At 73.0% G+C, this 22,701-nt stretch carries 21 protein-coding genes and 1 pseudogene; 9 read left to right on the top strand and 13 right to left on the bottom strand.

The window, feature by feature from the left end:
- Positions 1-40: 40 nt before the first annotated feature.
- Entirely contained in the window at positions 41-1,402 is a 1,362-nt protein-coding gene (locus OG948_RS43470; protein WP_331770509.1) for a cytochrome P450, read from the bottom strand.
- Between the two features lie 311 nt (positions 1,403-1,713).
- Here OG948_RS43470 and OG948_RS43465 point away from each other — a divergent pair, with 311 nt between their 5' ends.
- Complete coding sequence (locus OG948_RS43465) at positions 1,714-3,000, top strand: lipase (protein ID WP_331770508.1); 1,287 nt, start codon at positions 1,714-1,716, stop codon at positions 2,998-3,000.
- Between the two features lie 22 nt (positions 3,001-3,022).
- Here the strand turns inward: OG948_RS43465 and OG948_RS43460 are convergent, their stop codons facing one another.
- The gene (locus OG948_RS43460) at positions 3,023-3,853 is read right to left on the bottom strand and encodes a helix-turn-helix transcriptional regulator (protein WP_331770507.1); all 831 of its coding nucleotides are present in this window, start codon (positions 3,851-3,853) and stop codon (positions 3,023-3,025) included.
- A 103-nt stretch (positions 3,854-3,956) separates the two neighbouring features.
- On the opposite strand from OG948_RS43460, the gene OG948_RS43455 reads away from it, so the two are divergent.
- Positions 3,957-4,784, top strand: coding sequence for an SDR family oxidoreductase (locus OG948_RS43455; protein WP_331770506.1), 828 nt, complete (start codon positions 3,957-3,959; stop codon positions 4,782-4,784).
- A 108-nt stretch (positions 4,785-4,892) separates the two neighbouring features.
- Here OG948_RS43455 and OG948_RS43450 read toward each other — a convergent pair whose 3' ends face one another.
- Positions 4,893-5,423: a hypothetical protein gene (locus OG948_RS43450; RefSeq protein WP_331770505.1), complete on the bottom strand. Its 531-nt coding sequence runs from the start codon at positions 5,421-5,423 to the stop codon at positions 4,893-4,895.
- 183 nt (positions 5,424-5,606) lie between these two features.
- On the opposite strand from OG948_RS43450, the gene OG948_RS43445 reads away from it, so the two are divergent.
- Entirely contained in the window at positions 5,607-5,876 is a 270-nt protein-coding gene (locus tag OG948_RS43445) for a hypothetical protein (RefSeq protein WP_406300596.1), read from the top strand.
- Between the two features lie 41 nt (positions 5,877-5,917).
- On the opposite strand, the gene OG948_RS43440 is transcribed toward OG948_RS43445, so the two are convergent.
- The 3 genes and pseudogenes from OG948_RS43440 to OG948_RS43430 form a co-directional block, all read right to left on the bottom strand.
- Positions 5,918-6,244, bottom strand: a complete 327-nt coding sequence (locus OG948_RS43440; protein ID WP_331770504.1) for a nuclear transport factor 2 family protein — start codon at positions 6,242-6,244, stop codon at positions 5,918-5,920.
- Positions 6,205-7,454, bottom strand: a pseudogene (wecB, locus tag OG948_RS43435) (non-hydrolyzing UDP-N-acetylglucosamine 2-epimerase). The gene OG948_RS43440 and the pseudogene wecB overlap by 40 nt, the downstream one beginning before the upstream one ends.
- A gap of 304 nt (positions 7,455-7,758) precedes the next feature.
- The gene (locus OG948_RS43430; protein ID WP_331770503.1) at positions 7,759-8,193 is read right to left on the bottom strand and encodes a hypothetical protein; all 435 of its coding nucleotides are present in this window, start codon (positions 8,191-8,193) and stop codon (positions 7,759-7,761) included.
- A gap of 192 nt (positions 8,194-8,385) precedes the next feature.
- Here OG948_RS43430 and OG948_RS43425 point away from each other — a divergent pair, with 192 nt between their 5' ends.
- The gene (locus OG948_RS43425) at positions 8,386-9,642 is read left to right on the top strand and encodes a glycosyltransferase 87 family protein (protein ID WP_331770502.1); all 1,257 of its coding nucleotides are present in this window, start codon (positions 8,386-8,388) and stop codon (positions 9,640-9,642) included.
- Between the two features lie 6 nt (positions 9,643-9,648).
- On the opposite strand, the gene OG948_RS43420 is transcribed toward OG948_RS43425, so the two are convergent.
- A complete protein-coding gene (locus OG948_RS43420; protein ID WP_331770501.1) occupies positions 9,649-10,002 on the bottom strand; it encodes a hypothetical protein in 354 nt (117 codons plus the stop codon).
- A 127-nt stretch (positions 10,003-10,129) separates the two neighbouring features.
- Between OG948_RS43420 and OG948_RS43415 the strand changes: the two genes are divergently transcribed.
- Entirely contained in the window at positions 10,130-10,726 is a 597-nt protein-coding gene (locus OG948_RS43415; protein ID WP_331770500.1) for a TetR/AcrR family transcriptional regulator, read from the top strand.
- A gap of 71 nt (positions 10,727-10,797) precedes the next feature.
- On the opposite strand, the gene OG948_RS43410 is transcribed toward OG948_RS43415, so the two are convergent.
- Entirely contained in the window at positions 10,798-13,062 is a 2,265-nt protein-coding gene (locus OG948_RS43410) for a glycoside hydrolase family 3 C-terminal domain-containing protein (RefSeq protein ID WP_331770499.1), read from the bottom strand.
- Between the two features lie 336 nt (positions 13,063-13,398).
- On the opposite strand from OG948_RS43410, the gene OG948_RS43405 reads away from it, so the two are divergent.
- Entirely contained in the window at positions 13,399-13,926 is a 528-nt protein-coding gene (locus OG948_RS43405; protein ID WP_331770498.1) for a nuclear transport factor 2 family protein, read from the top strand.
- A 129-nt stretch (positions 13,927-14,055) separates the two neighbouring features.
- On the opposite strand, the gene OG948_RS43400 is transcribed toward OG948_RS43405, so the two are convergent.
- A complete protein-coding gene (locus tag OG948_RS43400) occupies positions 14,056-14,859 on the bottom strand; it encodes an SDR family oxidoreductase (protein ID WP_331770497.1) in 804 nt (267 codons plus the stop codon).
- 127 nt (positions 14,860-14,986) lie between these two features.
- On the opposite strand from OG948_RS43400, the gene OG948_RS43395 reads away from it, so the two are divergent.
- Positions 14,987-15,652, top strand: coding sequence for a TetR/AcrR family transcriptional regulator (locus OG948_RS43395; RefSeq protein ID WP_331770496.1), 666 nt, complete (start codon positions 14,987-14,989; stop codon positions 15,650-15,652).
- Here OG948_RS43395 and OG948_RS43390 read toward each other — a convergent pair.
- Complete coding sequence (locus OG948_RS43390) at positions 15,629-16,561, bottom strand: hypothetical protein (protein ID WP_331770495.1); 933 nt, start codon at positions 16,559-16,561, stop codon at positions 15,629-15,631. The genes OG948_RS43395 and OG948_RS43390 overlap by 24 nt on opposite strands.
- A 131-nt stretch (positions 16,562-16,692) precedes the next feature.
- On the opposite strand from OG948_RS43390, the gene OG948_RS43385 reads away from it, so the two are divergent.
- Positions 16,693-17,076: a MerR family transcriptional regulator gene (locus OG948_RS43385; RefSeq protein WP_331770494.1), complete on the top strand. Its 384-nt coding sequence runs from the start codon at positions 16,693-16,695 to the stop codon at positions 17,074-17,076.
- A 76-nt stretch (positions 17,077-17,152) separates the two neighbouring features.
- On the top strand, positions 17,153-17,959 hold the full coding sequence (locus OG948_RS43380) for a CmcI family methyltransferase (RefSeq protein ID WP_331770493.1): 807 nt from the start codon (positions 17,153-17,155) through the stop codon (positions 17,957-17,959).
- A gap of 590 nt (positions 17,960-18,549) precedes the next feature.
- On the opposite strand, the gene OG948_RS43375 is transcribed toward OG948_RS43380, so the two are convergent.
- The 3 genes from OG948_RS43375 to OG948_RS43365 all read right to left on the bottom strand — a co-directional run bounded on the left by OG948_RS43375 (position 18,550) and on the right by OG948_RS43365 (position 22,175).
- Positions 18,550-20,043, bottom strand: a complete 1,494-nt coding sequence (locus tag OG948_RS43375) for an amidohydrolase family protein (RefSeq protein ID WP_331770492.1) — start codon at positions 20,041-20,043, stop codon at positions 18,550-18,552.
- Between the two features lie 142 nt (positions 20,044-20,185).
- The gene (locus OG948_RS43370) at positions 20,186-21,172 is read right to left on the bottom strand and encodes an aldo/keto reductase (protein WP_331770491.1); all 987 of its coding nucleotides are present in this window, start codon (positions 21,170-21,172) and stop codon (positions 20,186-20,188) included.
- A 199-nt stretch (positions 21,173-21,371) separates the two neighbouring features.
- A complete protein-coding gene (locus OG948_RS43365) occupies positions 21,372-22,175 on the bottom strand; it encodes a peptidoglycan-binding protein (RefSeq protein ID WP_331770490.1) in 804 nt (267 codons plus the stop codon).
- Positions 22,176-22,701 lie beyond the last annotated feature (526 nt).

The raw sequence follows: 22,701 nt of genomic DNA, 5'->3' as shown, positions 1-22,701 counted from the left end.
ACGACCCTGCCCGCTACGGGAGTCGGGCGGTGCGTCCGGCTCAGCGGCGGATCAGGTGCATCGGGAGGGCACTGGGGGTCAACACGCTGCGCGGGGTGGCCCGGACCGGGGTGCCCGAGGCGGGGCGCAGGCGCCAGCGGGCCGCGATGGAGGCCAGTGCGAGCGTGGCCTCGGTCAACGCGAACGTGTCGCCGATGCACTTGTGCGGACCCGTACCGAAGGGCACGAAGGAAGCGCGCGACCAGGCCGCCGGGGCGACGCCGTCGGACTGGTCGCGTTCCGGGCGGAAGCGCTCCGGCTCGGGGTGGAACTCCGGGAGGCGGTGCAGGATGTACGGGCTGAACACGAGCGTGCTGCCGGCGGGCAGCCGGCGGCCGGCCACCTCGATCTCGCGCGTGCTGGTGCGCGGGAGCACCCAGGCCGGCGGGTACAGCCGCAGCACTTCGCGGATCACCCGGCCGGTCCACTCCAGCCGGGGCAGGTCGTCGGGACCGGCCACGCGCCCGTCGAGGACGGCGTCGACCTCGGCGTGCAGCGCGGCCTCCGCCTCGGGATGCGCGGCGATCAGATGCAGCGCCCAGGCCAGTGCGGACGACGTGGTTTCGGCTCCGGCCAGGATCAACACCGCGACCTGATCGTGCAGTTCCCGCTCGGTGAGCGCTCCGCCCGCCTCGTCCCGGGCGGCGATCAGACGACCCAGCAGATCCCCGCCGTCGCCGTCGTCCGCACGGCGCTCGCCGACGATCCGCGTCACGTGGGTCCGCCAGCCGGCCAGGCCCCGGGTGTAGCGCCGGGCGCCCGGGGTGGGCAGGGCGTCGACGGCGGGCAGCAGCGCACGCAGGTAGACGCCCTTGAGGAAGGTGTCCAGGCTGTCCCGCAGTTCGGCGATGTCGCGATCGGTGATGCCGCCGCCGAACAGGGTGCGAACCGCCACGGTCGTGGTGAGCGCGAACATCTCGTCGACCATGTCGAGCACCAGGCCCGGTCGCCAGTGCTCCAGTGCCATGCCGATCTCCCGCCGCATCGCGTCGGCGTAGCCGGGCAGGTGTTCGGAGCGGAACGCGGGTTGCATCAGCATGCGTTGCCGCCGGTGGTCGGCGTGCGGGCAGGTGGCCAGCCCGTTGCCCAGGGCCGCGCGCGAGCCCTCGTACAGCGGCCCGACCCGGTCGAAGGCGCGGCCGTCGCTCATCACCTGCCGGGCGAGTTCGGGATGGCACAACACGAACGCGGGGCGTGGGCCGAGCCGGATCTCGACCAGTTCACCGTGCGCGGGCAGCGAGCCGAGGAAGCGCAGCGGGGCGCGCAACAGGTGCGGGAGGTGCCCGAGTACGGGCCAGGCCCCGGGCGCCCGGCCGGTGCGCGCGATGGACGTGGTCCGCCGGGGCGGGTGTCGGGTCGTCATGGGTCGCTCCCTCGTGTGCCGGACGGCGGTGTTCGGGCGCCGCCACCGCGCCGCGCGGTGTCCGGTTCCATTCCAGCAGCGCCGGACCGGGCGCGGGGGGACGTTTCCGACACCGGAGCGTGTCGTCGCGGGCGGCCGGGCCCGGTCCGAGCACACTTCGACCCGCGGGTCCATCGGGTGCGCCCCCGGGTCCGACCCGGGCGTGCCCGGATCCCGTCCTCCCTGCTGTCCGGATGTTCGCCCGCTCGACGAATGCCTAGCGTCGAGGCATGGGAAACCGAGGGTTCGACACACCAGGCAGGAACTCCCGTATGGCACCGCGCGCCGGTGCCCCGACCTCCATCGCCTGCTCCACCACTCGCCGGCTCACGGCGGCGCTCGTCCTGGCCGGCCTGCTCGGCGCGTCGGCCACCGCGACCGCGCGGGCCGCCGCGCCAGTCGCGCCTGCCGCGTCCGTCGCGTCGCAGGCGGCCGTCGACCGGCTCGGGCGCGGCACGCTCGTGGACTTCGTCGAGTTGCGGACCGTGACCGCCGGGCAGGCCCGGCAGGAACTGCGCGACGACCGCTGGGACCCGGGCACCGTCCGCGACGACGTCACGCTGTACCGGCTGGTCTACCGCACCGTGGACGCGACCGGCCGACCCACCACCGCGACCGGCCTGTTCGCGCTTCCGACGAACGCAGATCGACGACTGCGCGTGGTGTCGTTCACGCACGGTACCGAGCTGTACCGGCGCGACGCGCCGTCCACCGCCGAGGACACGTGGGGCATCGCGCCCGCGCTGACCTTCGCCTCGGCCGGATTCGCGGCCACCATGCCCGACTACCTCGGTCAGGGCGAGGGCCCGGGCCCGCACCCGTGGATGGACATCCCGTCGGAGACCACCGCCTCGCTCGATCTACTGCGCGCGGCACGGTCGTTCGCCGACTCGCGCGGACGAAGCCTGGAACGGGAGGTGTACGTCAGCGGGTTCTCCCAGGGCGCCTCCGCCGCACTCGGCCTGGCCCGTGCGCTCCGGTCCGGCGCGGACGCGTTCTTCCGGGTCGGCGCGATCGCGCCGATCAGCGGTGCCTACGACTTCCGCCGCGCCGAACTGCCCGCGCTGCTGCGCGGCGACCTGGACGACAAGGCGAGCGTGATCTACGCGAGCCTGCTCCTGGTCTCCTACAACCGCCTGCACCACGTGTACGACCGTCCGGCCGACGTCTTCCAGCCGCTGTACGCGGAGACCATCGAGGGCCTGTTGGACGGCTCGCACACACCCACCGAGGTCTTGCGGGGGACCCCGGAGAACATCGACGGCCTGCTCACCGGACCAGGGCGGGCCCTGTTGGAGCGACCCACCGGCGCGTTCGCCGCCGCGCTGCGGGAGACCGACTCGGTGTGCACGAATTGGCGCCCGGGGGTGCCGGTACGGCTGTACATGGCGGTCGACGACCAGGAGGCCGCACCCGCGAACACGGCGCACTGCCAGGCTGCGTTGCGCGCCACCGGGACGGACGTCCGGGTCACCCGCTACGGCCCCGAGGTGACGCACTCGGACTCCAACCGCCTGGGCACCGCCGTCGTCGTCCGCTGGTTCCGCGAACTGGGGTGACCCGCGCGGATCGTGGTCGACGTCAGGGCCGGGCCGGGGGCGCGGCGGACAGGCTGCCGAGGAGGCGGAGCGACTCCTCCGTCGGGCTGCCCGGCTCGGCCTGATAGACGACCAATTGCTGGCCGGGGGCGCTGTTGATGGTCAACGCCTCGTAGGCGAGCACGAGTTCACCCACCTTGGGATGCCGGAAGCGCTTCGCCTCGGTGCTCTTGCCGCGTACCTCGTGCCGGGCCCACAGCCGGGCGAAGTCCGGGCTACGCACGCTCAGTTCACCCACCAGCGAGATCAACGCGGGGTCGCCGGGATCGTCGCCCGCGCACGCGCGCAGCGACGCGACCGTGTTGCGCGCCGCCTTCTCCCAGTCGGGGTAGAACTCCCGCCCGGCCGGATCGAGGAAGATCAACCTGAGCAGGTTTCGCTCCGGCGCCTCGAACAGCGCGGAGCCCAGCGTGTTCGAGGCCAGGATGTCCATGTACCGGCCGAGCACGAGCGCGGGCTGCCGGTCCCAGGTCTGCATCATCCGGGTCAGGTGCGGGCTCACCTGCTCGGCCCGCCGGGCACGGGGCCGCCGGTGCGCGGTCGGGCGGGCCAGTCGGCGCAGATGCTCGGCCGCGTCGTCGCCCAGGCGCAGGGTCCTGGCCAGCGCGTCGAGCACCTGGTCGGACGGGCCGCGCTCGCGACCCTGCTCCAGGCGTACGTAGTAGTCGGTGCTGACGCCGGCCAGCACGGCCACCTCCTCGCGGCGCAGGCCGGGCGTACGGCGGCGCCCGGTGTGCACGATGCCCACCGCGTCCACGTCGACCGCCTCGCGGCGGGCCCGCAGGAAGGCGCCGAGCGCGTTGTCGCTGTTCATACCCCGACGGTACGACGGCCCGCGATCGCCCGGGAGGGTGCCGTACACCCAGGGTGTGCCGCGGCCTGGCCCGCCCCCGGGCACGCCGGCCAGCCTTGGAGCCATGACATCCACCACTCCCACCGGCCCGCCGGCCGGCATCGCACATTGGTTTCCCCTCGACTCCCGCAGCTCGCCCGACCGCCCGCTGCACGGCCGCGTCGCGGTCGTCACCGGCGCCGGCAGCGGCATCGGCGCCGCGACCGCCCGGGCTCTGGCCGACGCCGGCGCCGACGTGGCGATCCTGGGCCGCCGGGCCGACCGCCTCGCCGCGCTCGCCGAGGAATCCGCCGACCGCGGCACGATGTTGCCGATCCCCTGCGACGTCGCCGATCCGGCGGCGCCGGCCCGGGCCGCCGACCTGATCCGCGCCCGACTCGGATCGCCCGATCTGGTGGTGGCCTCGGCCGGGGTGATGTTCGGCGCCGCCTTCGAGACCGCGCCGACCACCGAATGGGAGCGCATGGTCGACGTCAACCTCAACGGACTCCTGCACACCGGCCGGGCGTTCGCCGAGGACCTGCTGGCCGCCGCGGCCGGCGGCCGGGCGGCCGACCTGATCCACATCGGCTCGATCGGCGGACAACAGTCCTTCCCCGGCTGGTCCGTCTACTGCGCCACCAAGGCCGCCGTCGCCCACCTCAGTCGGGGCCTGCGCGCCGAACTCGGCCCGCGCGGTGTCCGGGTGAAGAACGTCGAGCCCGGCATCACGCTCACCGAACTGGGCGCCGAGATGGCCGACCCGGCCGGCCACGAGGCCCTCGCCGCGATGCGGACGGCGCTGACGCCGTTGGCTCCGGAGGACGTGGCCGCGGCCATCGTGTACGCCGTCGCCGCTCCGGCACACGTCAACCTCGCCGAGTTGCTCGTGCTGCCCACCGCGCAGGCCTGACGCGCGGAGCCCCGGCCATGGGGCTCGGGCCTCGAATCCGAATCCGAGTTGCGGGTCCCGAATTCCGGAGGCCTCGCGCGGATGAGGAGGGAAGGGGTGCCGGTGCCCCTACGGCCGGGGGCCGGGCGGATCCGGCAGCGCGAGCAGCGGCAGGCGGCGCAATGGTGGGGGCTCGCCCGGCAGCCCGAGTCCGTACCAGTGCGCGCGCAGGGTGTAGCGGAGCAGTCGGCGGGCGCGGGTGGCCAGGAAAGCGGCGAGCGGCAATTCGCACAGTGCGGCGGAAGCGACGCTCGGCCACAGGTCGGGAGTGCCCCACGCGAGCATCACGTCGAACCACGCGTCGCACACCAGCAGCGTGGCGGTGATCAGCGCGGCGGGGATCAGGGCCTGTCGGCGGCGCCACCCGAAGTACGCGGTACAGGCCAGGGCGACGAGTAGGCCGACGTCGAAGCCGGCCCACGCGTCCCGCCAACGGCGCGCCTCGTAGTGCATCGGCAGGGTGACCAGCAGGTAGCCGGTCCACGGTATGAGGAGCAGGCAGCACGCGGACATCACCGCGAGCGCGCTGCGCCGTGCCGAGGAGGAGGCGTGGATCTCACGGCGCAACGCCTGTCCGCGTTCGTGGGCTTCGGGGCTCATGGCGGCTCAGGGTACGCGCTCCTCGCGGCTCGAATTCGGGCGGTTGGGGGTGGATTTCCGCCTGTCGGCGCGGGCGGGCGAGGCATGGCCGGGCGGGGTGCCGGACGCCGCGATCACCGAGTGGCGCACCGGTTCGGATGCCGCTCCGGTCGCCCGTTCCGATCCGCGTCGTGGCGTCGTGGCGTGGTCGCGGTGCGCGAGCGGATCCTGGCCGCGCCGGGCGCCTCGCCGGCGCCGCCACCGGCGACGACGGGTGGGTTCGACGAGGAGTATGTGGCACTGGCCCGAGAGTGGAACCGTCGTGTTCCCGCCGGTGCGAAGGTGTATCCCACCCGGCCGTCGACCTTCGAGCGGTTCGTGGGCTCGGCGCCGGAGTGCTTCGAGCCGTGGGATCCGACGGCGTGGATCGAGCGGTGCCGGGCAGACGGTTGTGCGCTGTTCCCCGACGCCTGATCGGTCCGCAGGCCGGTCCGCGGCGGGGGGATCCGGTGGGGCTACGCCTGGCCCGTTTCGAAGCGGCTGATGCGGCCGTCGGGGGTCACGGTGAAGCGCCACGCCGTACGCATCTCGCCCCAGGTGTCGTTGCGGTAGCCCACGATCAGGGCGTGGCCGCCGGCGGACTCGGTCACCACGTCCATGTGGCCGTTGGAGGAGAAGATCTCCCGATCCACCCAGTCGTGCAGGTCGCGGTCCGAACCGTCGTCGGACATCGTCGCGTCGGCGGTGAGGAGCGCGGCGAAGGCGTCGCGGTCGTGCGCGTTGACGGCGGCGACGAAGGCGCCTACGGCCGGGTCGGACAGCTTGCCGGGAGCGATGGCCACGGGGATCTCCTGAACGGGCGGACGAACGAACGGGGGGACGAACCGACGAACGGCGCGCGTACGTTCCGCGCGACGTGCACGGTGGGTGCCCTACCAGGGAACAACACGGCCGCCGCTCGGAGGCCGACCCTCACTCGTTTGCCGCATGGCGGCGTGTCAGAGCGGGTTCGCGCATCACCGCCCACGTCCGTGCCGCTCCGGCGATACGAGTCGCTCAGGCCGCGAGGACGGGTGATTCGGCGAGTCGGGCGGTCGGGCGGTCGGGCGATCCGGGCGGAGGCCAGGCCGTCGCCGTACGGACTGGGTGTTTCGGCGAGACGGGCCGGCCGCTCCTCGGTGTCGGCCAGCCAGGTGCGGGCCGTGTCGCCCAGGTGGGCGCCGGGGCGTACCAGCGCGGCGAAGCCGGCGTCCACCGCCTCCGGGCGTTCGGTCGAGCGGCGGACCACCAGGAGCGGGCGGCCCAGCACCGTGCACTCCTCCTGGATGCCGCCGGAGTCGGAGACCAGCAGCGCGGCGTGCCGGGCCAGGGCCAGGAACTCGGCGTGGCCCACCGGCTCGATCGCGGTGATTCGGGCGAGCAGTGTGGTCAGGTCGAAGCGTTCGACGGCGGCCCGGGTGCGCGGGTGCTCGGGAACAGCACCCGGGTACCGGATCGGGCGATCGTGTCCGGTTCGGTGAGCACCGCGCGCAGGGCGGCGGCGGTGTCGGTGTTCTCCGGGCGGTGCACGGTGGCCGGCACGTAGGTGTCGGGCCGCAGTCCGTATCCGGCCGGCAGCGCCGCGCGGGCCGGTGCACCGGGCAGTTGGCGGCGGACGACCTCGACCACGGTGTTGCCGGTGACGGAGATCCGGCCCCGGTCCACCGATTCGGCGCGCAGGTTGGCCGCGTTGGTCGCGGTCGCCGCGCAGAGCAGGTCGGCGACGTGGTCGACCATGACCCGGTTGTGCTCCTCGGGCATGGCCCGGTCGAAGCCGCGCAGTCCGGCCTCGACGTGTACGAGCGGGATGCCCCGGGCGTTGGCGGCCAGGGCGCCGGCCAGTGTGGCGTTGGTGTCGCCCTGGACGACGACCGCGGCCGGGCGGTGCCGGACGAAGGCGTCGTCGCGCTGGTCCGGGGACTGGGCGATCTGGCCGGCTCGCGGACGACCGCCGATCCCGGTGAGCAACTCGGGGTGCGGCAGCTCGAGATCGCGCAGGAAGCGGCCGGACATCGCCTCGTCCCAGTGCTGCCCGGTGTGCAACAGCCGTGCCACCGAGCCGAGTTCGTGCATCATCGGGGCGAGCTTGACCAACTCGGGTCGGGTGCCGAGGACGACGGCGACACTGGCGGGCGGCAGGCAGGGGGTACTCACGTGCGGTTCTCCGTGCTGGGCTTCGAGGGGAAGTCGGGCGTCGGGAGGTGGGTGGTCGCCGACCGGAGGTCGGGTCTCGCGTTCGCTTCGGCTCTCGCGTCCACGTCGGGCCTCGGGTCCGCGTCGGGTTCGCGTCGAGGTCGGGTCGCGCCGCGGAGCCGGGTCAGGCCTCCAGCGCGGTGGGGGCGCCGGCGATGCCGATCTCGGCGTTGCGCCGGGTCTTGGCCCAGCCGTTGCGCCCGAGCGCGAGCCGTACCGCGGTCCGGCCGGCCACCACGAACAGGTGGTAGGTGTGCAACCACAGCAGGACACTCCAGAGCAGTCCGGTGAACCAACTTCGTTCCGGATGCACACGTTCGCGGTACGCCAGTCCCCAGGCCGCCATCGGCAGCGCGGCCGGCACGAAGGCGCCGACCATCAACGGTCCGAAGCGGAACCGGAGGGCGGCGGTCTCGCCGGGGAAGACGATCGGGCCGACCACGGTGATCCCGATGGACAGTGGGGTGAGCACCAGACCTCGCTCGGGCAACGGGAGCCGATCGTCGGCGTCGCGCATGCGCACGCCCATCTGCACGGCGCCGGTGTCGGGGCGACCCATCGCATTTGTCGGTGCAGACCAGTGCGAGGGTGCCCGGGTCGAGCCGGCCGTCGGCGTCGATCACGCCGAGGATCAAGTGGTGCGCCTCACCCTGGGTCGGCGGGCGGTGATCCGGGGCGCGGGTCCGACACCACCTTGATGGCCGAACCCCAAGCGCGGGGAACGCGGCCACGCGCGGGTTAGCGTCGTCGGATGAGACGCCCCACCCACTCCGGCGGCCGGCCCGGCGCGTGGCGATGGGCCGGCGACCGCACCGGAGGGTTGCCGCAGGCCCGGCGGATGTGGGGCCAAACGCTCGCGTGCGCCGCCTCGATCGGTGTCTACCTGCTCGTGCGACACCTGAGCCACCCCTCGATGGTCGACCTCGTGGTCTATCGCGCCGAGGGGCTGGCGGTGCGGGACGGGATCGACCTGTACGGTCCGCTCGAGACGCCGCACGGCCTGCCGGCGACCTATCCGCCGTTCGCCGCGCTGTTGTTCGTCCCGCTGACCTACCTGCCGAAGGACCCGCTGCTCGATCTGGGGGTGGCCGCGAATCTGGTGCTCGTGGCGATCGTGGTCGCACTGTCGATGCGGCTGGTGGATCCCGAAGGCCGCCGACCGGACCCGGCCCTGGTGCTCGCCGCCACGACCTTCGCCATCTGGTTCGAGCCCGTGTTCACCACCATGCGGTACGGGCAGGTCAACCTCGCGGTGCTCGCCGTGCTGCTGTGGGACCTCACCCGCCCACCCGGTGTGCGGCTGCGCGGGGTGGGACTGGGACTGGTGGCCGGCATCAAGGTCACCCCGGCCGTGTTCATCGTCTACCTCCTGCTGACCGGACGCCGCCCCGAAGGGGTCACCGCGATCACCACCGCGGGTGTGACGGTGGCGCTGTCGGCGCTGATCCTGCCCGGGGCCACCCGGCGGTTCTGGACCGACCTGGTCTTCACCCCCGAGCGGGTCGGCCGGGTGGAGAACGCCGCGAACCAGTCGGCGCGCGGGCTGCTCACCCGGGTGACCGGGTTGTTCGATCCCGGGATCGGCGGGACGCTGACCATCGTCACCGTGGGCGTGCTGGGCATGCTCTGCGCCGTGGTCGCCCAGCGCCGCCGCGGCGACGCGTGGGGGCTGCCGGCGGCGGCCGTGGCCGGGCTGCTCGCCAGTCCCATCTCCTGGAGCCATCACTGGGTGTGGTGCGTGCCGATCGCGATCCTGCTGTGGGCGAGGCTGCGCGGCGCGCACACGCGGGCCGACACGCTGCTCTTCGCCGGCCTGATCGTCTTCCCGAGCTTTCTGGTCTGGTCCGTGCCGCACCTACCCGGCCAGGAATGGCACCTGACCGGCTTCGAACTGTTGCGCTCGTCCTGTTACGTGGCCTTCGGGGTGGCCTTCCTGTTCGTGGCCGCGCGGTTCGGTCCGGAACCGGCGAGAGCCCCGGTGCCGGCATCGGCCGCCGGGATCTCGTGAACTCGCCTATAGGGGTGGGCTGTTCATCGTGCATGGTCCATCGGCAAAGGTAGGCGGGTGCGACGGCGGTTCTCGCGGCTCGCCTCGGCCGGGCGATTTCGCGACCTGCCCGAGCGGCGGTCGGTGGTGCAGGGCGTGCCGCAGGGCGTGGACGAGGGCGTCCGGGTCGATGGTGGGATCCAGGTGCAGGATCGGCACGGCGTGATCGGGGCCGTCGGGGATCGGTCGAGGGCGGGTGGGTACCGGCTCGGACTCGGGGGTGGGGGTGGGGGTGGGCGTGGGGTCGAGGAGGTCGAGAATCTCCTCGATCGCGCCGGCGAGTGTGCCCAATGCCTCGTCGAGCGACGTGGATGTGGTCATGGCGGATCAACGAGCCCCCGCCGCCGGCCGCAACGGCGTGCGCCGGCACACCATCCGATCGACTGCCTTTGTGTCACTCCCACCGGGCCCGGCGGCCGGAGTGTGGGCGCGGACTAAGGTGAGTGACATGGCGAAACGCGGCCCGTACGAGAAGGGCGAGGCGAAACGGCGGGAGATCCTGCGGGTGGCCCTGGAGGTCTTCGCCGAGGAGGGCTACCGGGGTACGTCGCTGCGCAAGGTCGCGGCGCGGTGCAACCTGAGCCTGCCGGGTCTGATGCACTACTTCGCGTCGAAGGAGGACCTGCTGACGCAGGTGCTCCGCGCCCGCGACGAGGAGAACCGCCGGGTGTGGGAGGACTACGAGGGGCCCGATCCGCATCTGGAGATGGTCCGCGCGGGAGCGCGCGCGGCCGGGTTGATCGAGCTCTACGTGTCGATGGCCGCGGCGGGCAGCGATCCGGAGCATCCGGCGCACGCGTTCTTCGCCGAGCGCTATCCGCGCTCGCGGGAGTCGGTGCTGGCCGCGATGCGGTCGCGCATCGAGGACGGTTCCATCGACAGTGTGATTCCGCCGGAGCGGCTGGCGGTGCTGCTGATCGCGGTCGCGGACGGCATCCAGTTGCAGTGGCTCAACGACCGCTCGATCGACATGGAGCAGGCGATCAAGGACATCCTGACCCTGTTGGAGCCGGCGCCGGCACCCGCTTCGACGGGCCGCGACTGAGCCGGACTCCGGGCCCGGCGGGTGCGGCGTCCTCGTGGACACCGCACCCGCCGGTCGGCTCGGCTCCGGCCTCAGCCCGCGGCCTGCGCGACCCGCTCGGCGAGCACCGCCAGTTCGTCGCGGCCGATCAATCCACCGGCGAAGTCGGCGACCACCTCCAGCGGGACGTTGTGCGCGGCGCGCTGCAACATCGGGTCCTCCGCGAGCCGTGAGGTGAGGTCGGAGCTCGCGCGGGCCAAGCGCTCCAGGAGCAGCGGGCCGCCGACCGGGTGGGCCAGCCACTCGCCCAGCGTGCTGTGCACGCTCAATTCGGCGCCTGCGTCGTCGGCGGTGACGGCCAGGTCGGCGGACAGCCGGATGTCGCGTGAGGACGCGGCGGCCTCGATGCGGTAGGTGCCGCCCTCGACCTGCCAGCCGTCGGTGCGCACGCTGTAGTACGCCAGGTCCGCGCGGTCGAACTCGACCAGCACCTCGCGGCTCTCGCCCGGCTCCAGGCGCACCGACGCGAAGCCGCGCAGTTCCCGGATCGGCCGCTCCACCGTCGAGCCGGCGGGCGCCGAGGAGTACACCTGCACCACCTCGCGGCCGGCGCGGTCGCCGGTGTTGGCGATCGTGACCCGCGCGGCGAACCCGGTGTCGTCGGCGGTGGGCGCCACGGTCAGGTCGCGGTAGGCGAAGGTCGTGTAGGACAGGCCGTGGCCGAACGCGAACGCGACCTCGCGGCGGGCGGCGTCGTAGCCCCGGTAGCCGACGAACACGCCCTCGCCGTAGCGCACGTGGCCCTCCGCGCCGGGGAAGGTCAGGAAGCTGGGGGAGTCCTCCAGGCGCAGCGGGATGGTCTCGGCGAGCTTGCCGGAGGGATTGACCGCGCCGAACAACACGCGGGCGAGCGCGCCGCCGCCGGCCTGGCCCAGCAGCCAGCCCTCGACGAGCGCGGGCACCCGCTCGTGCCACGGCGCGGTGCGCACGACGCCGCCGTTGGAGAGCACCACGGCCACCCGGGAGTTGACCGCCAGGATGCGCTCCAGCAGCGCGAGTTGCTCGGCGGGCAGGTCGATGTGGTCACGGTCGAAGCCCTCGGACTCGTCCTGCTGAGCCAGGCCCAGGAAGAGCACGACGGTGTCGCTCGCGGCGGCGAGGCGGACGGCGCGGTCGGCGGCCCCGACCGGGTCGGCGTCGGGTTCGGGGCCGTCCGCGAGTGGGTAGCCGGGCTCGAAGTCGACCCGGGCGCCGGTGGCGAGTTCGCGGATGTGGTCGAGCGGGACGTCCACCCGGGTGGGTGTCACCTGGGAGCTGCCGCCGCCCTGGAAGCGCGGGGTGCGGGCGAGTTCGCCGATCACCGCGACGCTGCCCGAGGCGGGGTCGAGCGGCAGCAGCGGGCCCTCGTTCCGGAGCAGCACGACGCAGTTGTCGGCGACCTCGCCGGCGAGTCGGTGGTGCTCGTCGTACGGCGCGGTCGAGCCGTCGCCGGCGGGTCGCGCGGCCAGGTGGGCGAAGTGCACGAGCCGCTCGACGGCTTGGTCGAGCACGGCCTCGTCGAGCTCGCCGGCGGTGACGGCGGCGACCACCTCGCGGTCGGTGCGCCCGCCGGTCGGCGGCATCTCCAGGTCGAGTCCGGCGCGCAGCGCGGCGACCCGATCGCGCACCGCGCCCCAGTCGGACATCACCAGGCCGTCGAAGCCCCACTCGGTGCGGAGGATGTCGGTGAGCAGTCGGGTGTTCTCGGACAGGGTCACGCCGTTGACGCCGTTGTAGGCGCACATCACCGCCCAGGGCCGAGCGCGGCGGATCACGCGTTCGAACGCGCGCAGGTAGATCTCGCGCAGGGGGCGCTCGTCGATGTCGGCGCTGACCCGCATGCGGTCGGTTTCCTGGTTGTTGGCCGCGTAGTGCTTGAGGGTGGCTCCGGTGCCGTGCTCCTGGAGGCCGCGGACCAGGGCGCCGCCGAATTCGGCCGAGTGCGTCGGATCCTCGGAGAAGTACTCGAAGTTGCGTCCGCACAGCGGCGAGCGCTTGATGTTGATGCCGGGGCCGAGGAGGACGCCGATGCCGTGCGCGGCCGCCTCGACGGCGAGTGCGGCGCCGACGCGATGGGCGAGTTCGATGTCCCAACTGCTGCCCAGCGCGACGGCCGGCGGGTAGCACGTCGCGGGGGCGGCCGGGCTCAGGTCGAGTTGACCCGGCTCGCGATCGGGGCGCTGCAGGCGTAGCCCGTGCGGGCCGTCGGACATGGTGATCGACGGGATCCCCGCGTGCTCGATCGCCTTGGTGGTCATCTGGCCCAGGCCGCTGGTCAACGCGGCCTTGTCGGTCAGGGTGAGGTCGTGCGCGGCCATGGCGACTCCGATCGGTGGGTCCCGGGGCAGTCCGGGTTACTGCCCGGTTCAAAAACCATATGGTGATCGGTTTTGATGGTCAAGGGTGAACCCACCGTGTGCCGCGAAGCGATCTCCGGCTCGGGCGGCCGACGTTGCGGCCGCGCCCTCGACGCGGATCGGTTGCCGTCCGGGGTGCTCGCGGGATCCGAGCGGACTGTGGTCATTCCCTGCCGGGAATTGTCGGGTCCGCGCGAGGGTCGCAGGATCGTTCCCACGGCGCCGCCTGGACCGGTGGGCCGGACATCGTCGACGAGTTCGGGAGAACTCGTCGGAACACACACGGGAGACACGACCATGTCGCGGATCACGACGACCATCGAGACCACGACCGCCACGACCGCCACGACCGCCGGGACCGCCACGACCGCCACGACCGCCGGGACCGCCGGGACCGCCGGGACCGCCGGGACCGCCACGTCCGGCGAGGCTGCCGGGATCATGACGACCGCTCAGGTCATCGAGCGGTTCAACGAGGCGTTCACCACGCACGATCCGACGCTCCTGGCCGGTCTGGTCGCCGCCGAGTGCGTGATGGTGAGCGTGCAGCCGGCGCCCGAGGGCACACGGTACGAGGGACTGGACGCGTGTCTGGGCTTCTGGCGGGAGTTGGCCGCCGACACGAACACCGCTTTCAGGCCGCAGGAGGTGTTCGTCTTCGGGGATCGCGCGGTGATCCGTTGGAACGTGTACTTCGGCGGGGGAGAGGTGAACGAGGTGTTCGGCGACGCGCACGCGGAGTCCGCGTGGGTGGCGGGCGTCAATCTGATGCACATCCGCGACGGACGCATCGTCGAGGCGCTGGGCTACAGCAAGTCCCCGTGACCGGGCGGCTTCCGCTTCTTCGACGGCAGCGGGCCGCGCGGGCGGGCCACGCGGGCGGGGAAGCGGGCCACACCGGCCACGCGGGCCGTCCGGGGACATGCTCCGGGCGACCCGCGGCGGCGGGTCGGGTCAGGCGTTGGAGCCCGCGTCGACGGTCAGCGCGCTTCCGGTGATGCCGCCGGCGCCGGGGCCGGCCAGGAAGGCGACCGTCGCGGCGACCTCGTCCGGGTCCAGGAAGCGTCCCAGCGCGCTGAGTTGGCGTTGCGCGTCGGCGGCGGGGCCGACCGCCGGGTTCATGTCGGTGTCGGTCGAGCCGGGGTGCACCACGTTCGCGGTGATCCCGCGCGGCCCCAACTCGCGGGCCAGGCCCCGGGTCAGGCCGCCCAGCGCGGCCTTGCTCATCGCGTACAGCGCGATGCCCGGGAAGGGCACCCGGTCCGCGAGGCAACTGCCGATGGAGATGATCCGGCCGCCCTCGGGCAGGTGTCGGATCGCGGCCTGGGAGGCGAGGAACGCGGCGCGTACGTGGATGGCCAACGTGCGGTCCAGTTCGTCCAGGGTGACCTGCTCGATCGGGCCGTTCGGGAAGACGCCCGCGTTGTTGACCAGGATGTCCAGCCGCCCGAACTCGGCGTGCGCCCGGTCCACGGCCTCGGTCACCGCGTCGGCGTCCGCCACGTCGGCCCGGATCGCCAGGGCTCGCCGGCCGGTCGCCTCGACGGCGGCCACCACCTCCTGGGCCTTCTCCTTGCCGGTCGCGCTCACGTAGGTGAACGCCACGTCCACGCCGTCGTGCGCCAGACGTCGGGCGATCGCCGCGCCGATTCCCCTGCTGCCCCCCGTGATCAGCGCGGCCCTGTTGCCCGCAGTGCCCGCAGTGCCCGCCGCGTCCGTCGTGTCCGTCGTGTCCGTCGTGTTCGTCGGCTCGTGCATGCCCGTCCCCCGGTTCCGTGTGGATGTTCTTCCCTGCGCGCCGATTTCTGTGTCGATCGGCACAGAAATAATCACAGGGCCGTCCGGGCAGGTCAAGGCATATATTGAACGAACGACACAGAAATGGATGGGCGAAGGGTGGTGGCCCGGCTTGGCCGGACGCGGACGACCCAGGGGATTCGACCGGGACGCGGCCCTGGAACGGGCGATGCGGGTGTTCTGGGACCTGGGCTACGAGGCGACGTCGATGACCGACCTGACGTCGGCCATGGGGATCGGCTCGCCCAGCCTGTACGCGGCGTTCGGTTCCAAGGAGGAACTGTTCCGCGAGTCGCTGCGGCTGTACGGCGCCACCGAGGGCCGGACGGTGACGCGGGCCCTGGTCGAGGAGCCGACCGCGCGTGCCGCCGTCGCGGCGATGCTGGCCACCAACGCGCGGGCGTACACCGAGGAGGCCAAGCCGCGCGGCTGCATGATCGTGCTGTCCGCGACGAACTGCTCCGAGGCGAACGCGGCCGTGCGCGAGCACGTCGCCGGCGTACGCAAGGAAGGCATCGACGACCTGACGCGCAGACTGTGCCAGGGCGTGTGCGACGGCGACGTCCCGCCCGGCGTCGACGCCGCCACCGTCGCCTCCTTCTATAGCGCGGTGATCCAGGGCATGTCCGTTCAGGCCCGCGACGGCGCGTCGCGCGCGGACCTGGAGCGGGTCGCCGCGTGCGCGATGGCGGCGTGGGACGCGGTCGTCGGCGACGCGGTGCGCCCGGGTTCAGCCGACGAGGGCACGTTCTAGCTCTCGACCGAGTTCCGGGTAGGTGGGCGCGAGTTCGCGCAGGCCGGCCGCCAGCGCCCGGTCGTCCCCGACCACGAGCGGATACTGCAACGCGCCGACCGACGCGGCCTGTCGGCCGGCGATCCGCGCGGCCTCGTGCAGACCCAGCCCGGCCAGACATCCGGCCGCGTCGTCGAGCCTGCGCGCGCCGACCCGGACGGCGAACGAGGCCAGCAGCGTGCGCACGTCCGGGGCGAGCCCGCGCGCCACCGCCTCGGCCAGCGCGTGCAGCGCTTCGGCGCCGCCGAGGGTGCCCGGCGGCACGGGCAGGTCCGCGCGGCCGGCGAGCCAGTGCGCGGCGGCGGGCAGCGACCCGCGCAGCGCGTCGGCGACGGCGAACTCGCGGACCCGGACGAATCGCGTGCGCAGCACGAACGGTTCATCCAGGTAGGCGATCGCCTCGCCGCGCCACGCGGCGGCGAACTCCCGCACGGGCAACGTCGCGTACGGGTGCCCCTGTGGGTCGTGCAGGAGCACGGTGTCCTCGCCGGCGGCCAGCACCACCACGTAGTGGTCGGCGCCGTCCGCCACCGGCGTGCCGGGCCGATACGTCAACAGTCCGAGATCCAGCGGCCCGGCCAGGACCGGGCCCCGGGCGCAGGCGGCCCGCAGCCGGTCCAGGGCCTCGTCCGCGGTGCCGCCGCACTCGCGCTCGCAGGTCCAGCCCAGCGCGGTGACCGCGGCGGCCAGCCCCAACTCCGGATCCCAGCCGAACGGGTCGAAGAACGGCGTCTCACCGCCGACCAATTGCACCCCGAAGGGCGACCCGGTGAGGGTCTCGACCACGGCCGGATCCGGCGCGTACGAGCCGAGCATCATGCGCAGACTATGGGTGTAGCAGTACGGCCCGGAGCCGTTGTAGGCGATCATGCGACCCAGCACAGCGCCTGACACGGTGTCAGAGTCAACCCGCCCATCGCGCACGCGCCGCCGGCGCGAGGCCGCCGCCCGGCTCGAAAAGGTGAGCGCGTCGGGAGGCGGACGGCGGGCAGAATGCGGTCATGACCAGCACCGCGACGAGCTACCTGACCCCGGCCGAGACGGCGGAGCGATCCGGCTTCAGCCTGGACACCCTGCGCTACTACGAGCGCATCGGCCTGCTGGCCGACGTGGGCCGGGCGCCCAGCGGGCACCGCCGCTTCACCGAGGACGACCTGCAATGGCTCGGCATACTGCGCTGCCTTCGCGACACCGGCATGCCGATCGCGGACATGCGTCGGTACGCCGAACTGGCGCGCACCGGTGACCAGGAGTCGCTGGCCGAGCGCATCGGGCTGCTGGAGCGGCACGACGACGCGGTCGAGGAACAGATCGCGCTGCTGCGCGCCCGACAGGGACATCTGCGGGCCAAGATCGACTGGTATCGCTCGATCCTGCCCGACTGAGCGGCGCCCGCTCCGGCAACGGCGCGAGTTAGCGCTTCCGGCTGCCGAAACCGGGGTCGACCTCTTCAATGGAAGGATGGCGGACGCACGAAAAGACCCGGACAGGCCCGGTCCGCCGCCCGAACCCGTCGAGACACCGGGACAGGAGCGGATCACCATCACCGATCACATCGAGGGCGGACAACTGCCGCCGACCGTCACCGCCGACCACCGGGCCACCCTCCTGGAGTACCGGCGGGCGCGCGGGCGCCAACACGTCCGCGATTGGTACGCCGGGCTGCGGATCAAGAAGTTCCCCGAGGACCTGCGGGTGTTCGAGCACGTGTTGTGGGCCTCGCGGGCCCAGGTGGTGGTGGAACTGGGCACGCACCTGGGCGGCTCGGCGCTGTGGTTTCGCGACCGGCTGCGCACCCAGGCCGGCTACGGTCGCGTCCCGGACGGGATCCGGGTGATCTCGGTGGACCTGGACCAGGACCGCGTCGCCGCCCTGCTGCACGACGCCGACCCGTCCTTCGCCCGCGAGATCACCCTGGTGGCCGGCGACGTCACCGATCCGAGCGTCGCCGACCGGGTCGCGGACCAGGTCCCGCCCGGTGCCCGCTGCCTGGTCGTCGAGGACACGCTGCACGAGTACGCGACGACGATGGCCGCGCTGCGCAACTTCGCCCGCTTGGTCCCCGACGGCGGCTTCTTCGTCGTCGAGGACGGCATCGTCGACGACCCCGACCTGTGTCCGCCCGGCATGCCGGGCGGTGTGGTGCCCGCGGTCACCGACTGGTTGGCCACCGAGCAGGGCAGCGCGTTCACCACCCGCCGGGACCTGGAGTTGTACGGCGTCACCAGCCATCCGCACGGCTGGCTCCAACGCACCGCGCGGGAGTGACCGGCCCGTCGCGCTCCGACCGGATGGACGCGGCGGGGGATCGCGGACCGGCACGGGCGGTCGACGACGGGGCGGCCCGGTGCTTTGGGGCCGGCCCCCGTCCGGGTCCGGCGGGGCGCGACTACTGCGGTGGGTGGAGCGGGCGTGGCGTATACCGCCGAAGTTCCATCCGCTTCTCATCCGGTGAGGGAATGCCACGAGGGCGCCGGATTCGTAGCGTTGTCGGGGGTCGACGGCACGGGCGGTCGACGGGGAGACGGAGCCGCGATGGGTGCGGTGGGCGGCGGTGGGACGCGCGCGGGGCGCGGTGTCGGGCGGGCCCGGGGACATCCATCGTCGGCTCCGTCGCGCGTCGGCAGAGCGTGGACTTCGACGAGGACGGCGGGGTCGACGGCGAGCGGATCAGCCACATCGGCGGCGACGATGCAGCCGGTCCGATGCCGGGGTTGGACGGCAACGACCTCCCGCCGCCGAAAACGGCGGGGCCGGTGCGCCGGGACGGTGATCGCACGACGGTCCCCCGGTCGTGGGAATGGCGACGGACCGCGCCCTCGGCGAGGGGCGCGGCCCGTCGGGGTGGGCGGGCTCGGTCAGGCGCGTACGGCGGTGCCCGGCAGGGCGTCCAGGCACAGGACGCCGTCCTGGACCACGGGGACGCCGCCGACCAGGACGTGCGCGTACCCGATGGACGGGCGGGTGCTCTGCTCGTAGGTGGCCTGGTCGGAGACGGTGTCGGGGTCGAAGACGATCAGGTCGGCGTCGCATCCCGCCTGCACCCGGCCCTTGCGGCGCATCACGGGCACGCTGTCCTGGAGGAGCCGCGCGGGCGCGAAGCTGCTGCGCGCGACGGCGTCCATCAGGGTGAGCGCGCCGAGTTCGCGGACGTAACGGCGGAGCACCTTCGAGAACGTGCCCGCCGTGCGCGGGTGGGTGACCACGTTCGGCGGCAGCGGCCACGCCATCGGGTCGGCCGTTCCGTTCATCCAGGTCAACGGCATCGCGTCGGAGCCGATCACGCTGCCCGGATGCAGCAGGGCCCGGTCCACGAACGCGCGGTCGTTCGGGTCGTTCTCGTCGAGGAAGTGCACGATGGCCAGACCGCCCGGATCCGCCGCCCGCAGTTCGAGCAGCCGCGCGGCGTCGGCCGGGCGCTCGCCGGTCGGGGCGTAGACGATGTCGGAGGGTTCGATGTTCGCCGAGCCGAGCTTCTCGGGCGCCAGGAAGGACGCGCCGATGGCCGTCATGCCGGCGCCGTAGGGGTACGCCTCGGTGGAGACCCGGCCGCCTTCGGCGCACACGTCCTCCATCAGCCGCATCACCCGGTCGGTGTGCCGGAGCGACGTGGACGGGACGTGGCAGTAGTGCGCGTGCACGCCGGTCTCCGCCGCCGCGCGGGCGATCTCCTGCGCGCCGTCGATGGGAGTGTCCTTCTCCACCTCGATCAGTTGCCGGGCGTGCGTGTACGTCGGGCGTCCGGTGGAGGCGGCGAGTCGCGACACGGCGAGGTATTCCTCGGGTGTGATCCGAGGCGCGTAGCCGACCACGATCCCGATGCCCAGCGCGCCGGCGGCGAGGTCTTGGCGCAGCAGTTCGAGCAGCGCGTCCAGCTGCCGGCCGTCGCCCTCGAGCTGCCAGGCCGGGTGGCCGAGCTGCGCGAGCGCGACGGCGATGCCGCCACCGTGCGGAAGCCCGCCGACGGCGGTCATCCGGGCCTGGCACCAGGACGCGGAGAAGCCGTAGTTGAGCGGGCGCCCCTCGGCGGCGGCCTGCCGGTAGCCCTCCTCGACCGGCGACAGGCCGGCCTCGAGGTCGAGCGCGGTGGTGACCCCGTCCAGGGCCTGGAGGCGGTGGCCGGCCACGTCGTGCGAGTGGCTGTGCATGTCGATGAAGCCCGGCGCGACCACCAGACCGCGCACGTCCACCGTCCGCAGGGCCCGGAGCGGCTCCCGGGAGACGGCGCTGATCATGCCGGCGGTCACGCCCACGTCTGCCACCGCGTCGAGCCCGGTTTCCGGATCGAGGACCCGCCCGCCTCGCAGTACGAAGTCGTGGGTCCCGAACGGCAGCGCGGCTGATTGCGTCATGGGACCACAGACTAGGCAGCCGATGCCCGGGCGGATCCGTTCGACCGACCCAATTCCGGGCTCGGTCTTCGTTCGGCGCGACCAGCACACCACGGGTGCGATCGCGATAAGGGTCCCGAACGGTTGGGCGGGCGGCCCGGCGTCAGTGGGCCGCGTCCAGCCGGGTGCGTTGCCGCGGGGTCAGTTCCAGGTCCACCGCGGCCAGGTTCTCCTCGAGTTGTTCGACCGAGGACGCGCCGGCGAGCGGGACGATCGGGAACGCGCCGCCCAACTGCCAGGCCAGCACCACCTGGTTCACCGTGGCCCCGGTCTCCTTCGCCACCTCGCGCAGGACCGCCAGCCGGGCCGGCGTGCCCGGGTGGTCGTAGTCCGGCGGCAGCGGCTTGTCCTCGCGCACGTAGGCGCCGCCGAGCAGCGGCGAGTAGGCGACCAGGGTCAGGTCCGGCTCGGCCCGCAGGTAGCTCAGCAGATCGGGCCCGACATGACCGAGGCTGCCGTCCTCGAACAGCGCGTCGGAGATGTCGTAGCGCGGGCGCAGCAGGCTGTGCTGGTACTGCAGGACCTCGTAGCCGGGCACGCCGGCCGCCGCCGCCAGCGCGCGGGCCCGCTCGACGCGCCACGTCGCGTGGTTGCTCACCCCCAGCAGCCCGACCGTACCCTCGAGCACCAACGCGCCGAAGCCCTCGACGGTTTCGCGCAGCGGGACGGTCCGGTCCTCGATGTGCGCGTAGAGCACGTCGAGCCGCTCCACACCCAGGCGTTCCCGGCTGCGCTCGGCGGCCTCGCGGATGGTCTTCGCGGACAGCCCCTCAGGGTTGTCGATGAATCCGGTGCCGGGTGCGAGCGGGGCCGCGCCCAGTTTGGTGGCGATCACCATCTCGTCGCCGACACCGCGGCTGCGCCGCCAGCGCCCGAGCAGCGCCTCGCTCTGGCCGCCCTGGCTGCCGTCCTCCCAGTAGGCGTAGTTGTCGGAGGTGTCGATGAAGGTGCCGCCGCCCTCGACGTAGCGGTCCAGTACGGCGAACGAGGTCTTCTCGTCGGTCCGGGTGCCGAAGAGCATCGCCCCCAGGGCGAGCACGCTCACCTCGCGGCGGGTGGTCGGATCGGTTCCGATGGTGCGGTACTTCATGATGTTCCCCTCCGGTTCGGCCCGTGGTCTCCGAGCCCCGAACGGGAGTCAACAACCTGGAGCGCGCTCCAGGTCAAGCGCTCGGGCCGGTTCGGTGCCCGGGGGTCGGGCGTCCTCGCCGGCCGGGGCGGGTCGGGTGGGCATACGGCGGCGCGCGCCGCATGCCCACCCGCGGTGGTCGCTGCTCAGGGCTCGGGAATCAGCCCACCCTGAAGCCGTGTTGGTTGCCGAGTCGGGTCAGCGAGGTCTGCCCCGGGATGCCGTCGGCATCGGTGCCGGAGTAGCCCAGGCGGCGTTGGTAGGCCGCGTAGGCGCGGATCGTGGCCGTGCCGAAGGATCCGTCGACCAGGCCCGAGGCGAGCAACCCCTCGGCCTGGAGCGCCTGTTCGACCAGAAGCACGTCGGTGCGGTGGGCGGCGGAGCCCTGCGGCGCGGGTGGGTCGCGCCGGGCCGAGTCCAGCACGTTCGCGAGGTTGACCGTCGGTCTCCCGCCGCCCGATCCGCCGCCGCGCGGGTCGTGCGGGTCGGCGGTGGGTGGGCAGCCGTCGGGAAAGCGCGGCGCGAAGTAGCCGGTCACCTTCGGGTCCGTGCGGCGAGTCGTGTGCGAGTACACGCCGTTGCCCTGACCCGCGTCGCCGCCGGTCGGGATGGTGTTGCCGCCCTTCGTGTACACGTGCGTGTCGTCGAAGCGCACCACGATCTCGGTGTGCGCGCCGTTGCCGAAGTCGACCCACGCCCCCCAACTCGGATACTCCGACCACTGGCCGTGCCTGCGGGCCCAGTCGGCGAACGCGGACACGTTGTCGACCTTGGGCACGATCCGGGCCAGGCCGACGTCGTTGTACATGCACCAGTCGAAGATGACGCACCACGCGACGCCGTCCTCGCCGAACTCCCGACCCCATTTGGTGTGATTGTCATAGCCGTCCCGGGCGTTCCAGCCCTCGTACACACCCTCGGGAACGGCTTGCAGATGTCCGATCAGGTCGTCCCATGTGGCCATGGGCGCCCCCATTTCACGCCGTGCGGAACGTACACACGATGGCCGGGGTGGCGGGCCCCGTTCCGGTGGGCCCGCACGCACCCCGGGTGCGCCCCGCGACCGGCACGAGGCGCACACTGACGTCGATCGAGGCATACCCCGTGACCTGCGACGTGTACCACGAGTATGTGTTCGACGACACAGCGTGGTCAGATCATCGTATGGTCATATCGATGCAGGGGTGACCTGCTCGCGGGCGTTGCGTTCCGCTGCCGGGCAGTCCCGCAAATGCTCCCAGAAATATGGGATATCGCCGGACGCCCGATGCTCGCGAGGATGGTGAGAGCGCGTTCCACGTCAGGCGGATCGCGCGACTCGCCCGTACGAACGTGCCACGCGTGCGGCTGGAGGGGAGCACGCCGAGTCACCGGTGGGGCGACAGGGGCGAGGATGGACACGAACGCCGCGGCGTGTGCGGCGGGCACCGGTGCGCTGGGGGCCACCGAACCGCCCGATCCGCGCCGCCGCCTCGTGTCCGCCCTCGTTC

The sequence above is a fragment of the Embleya sp. NBC_00888 genome (assembly GCF_045207655.1).
Taxonomy (GTDB): Bacteria; Actinomycetota; Actinomycetes; order Streptomycetales; family Streptomycetaceae; genus Embleya.
Note: the sequence above shows the minus strand (reverse complement) of the source record. Positions and strands in the feature narration are given on the sequence as shown.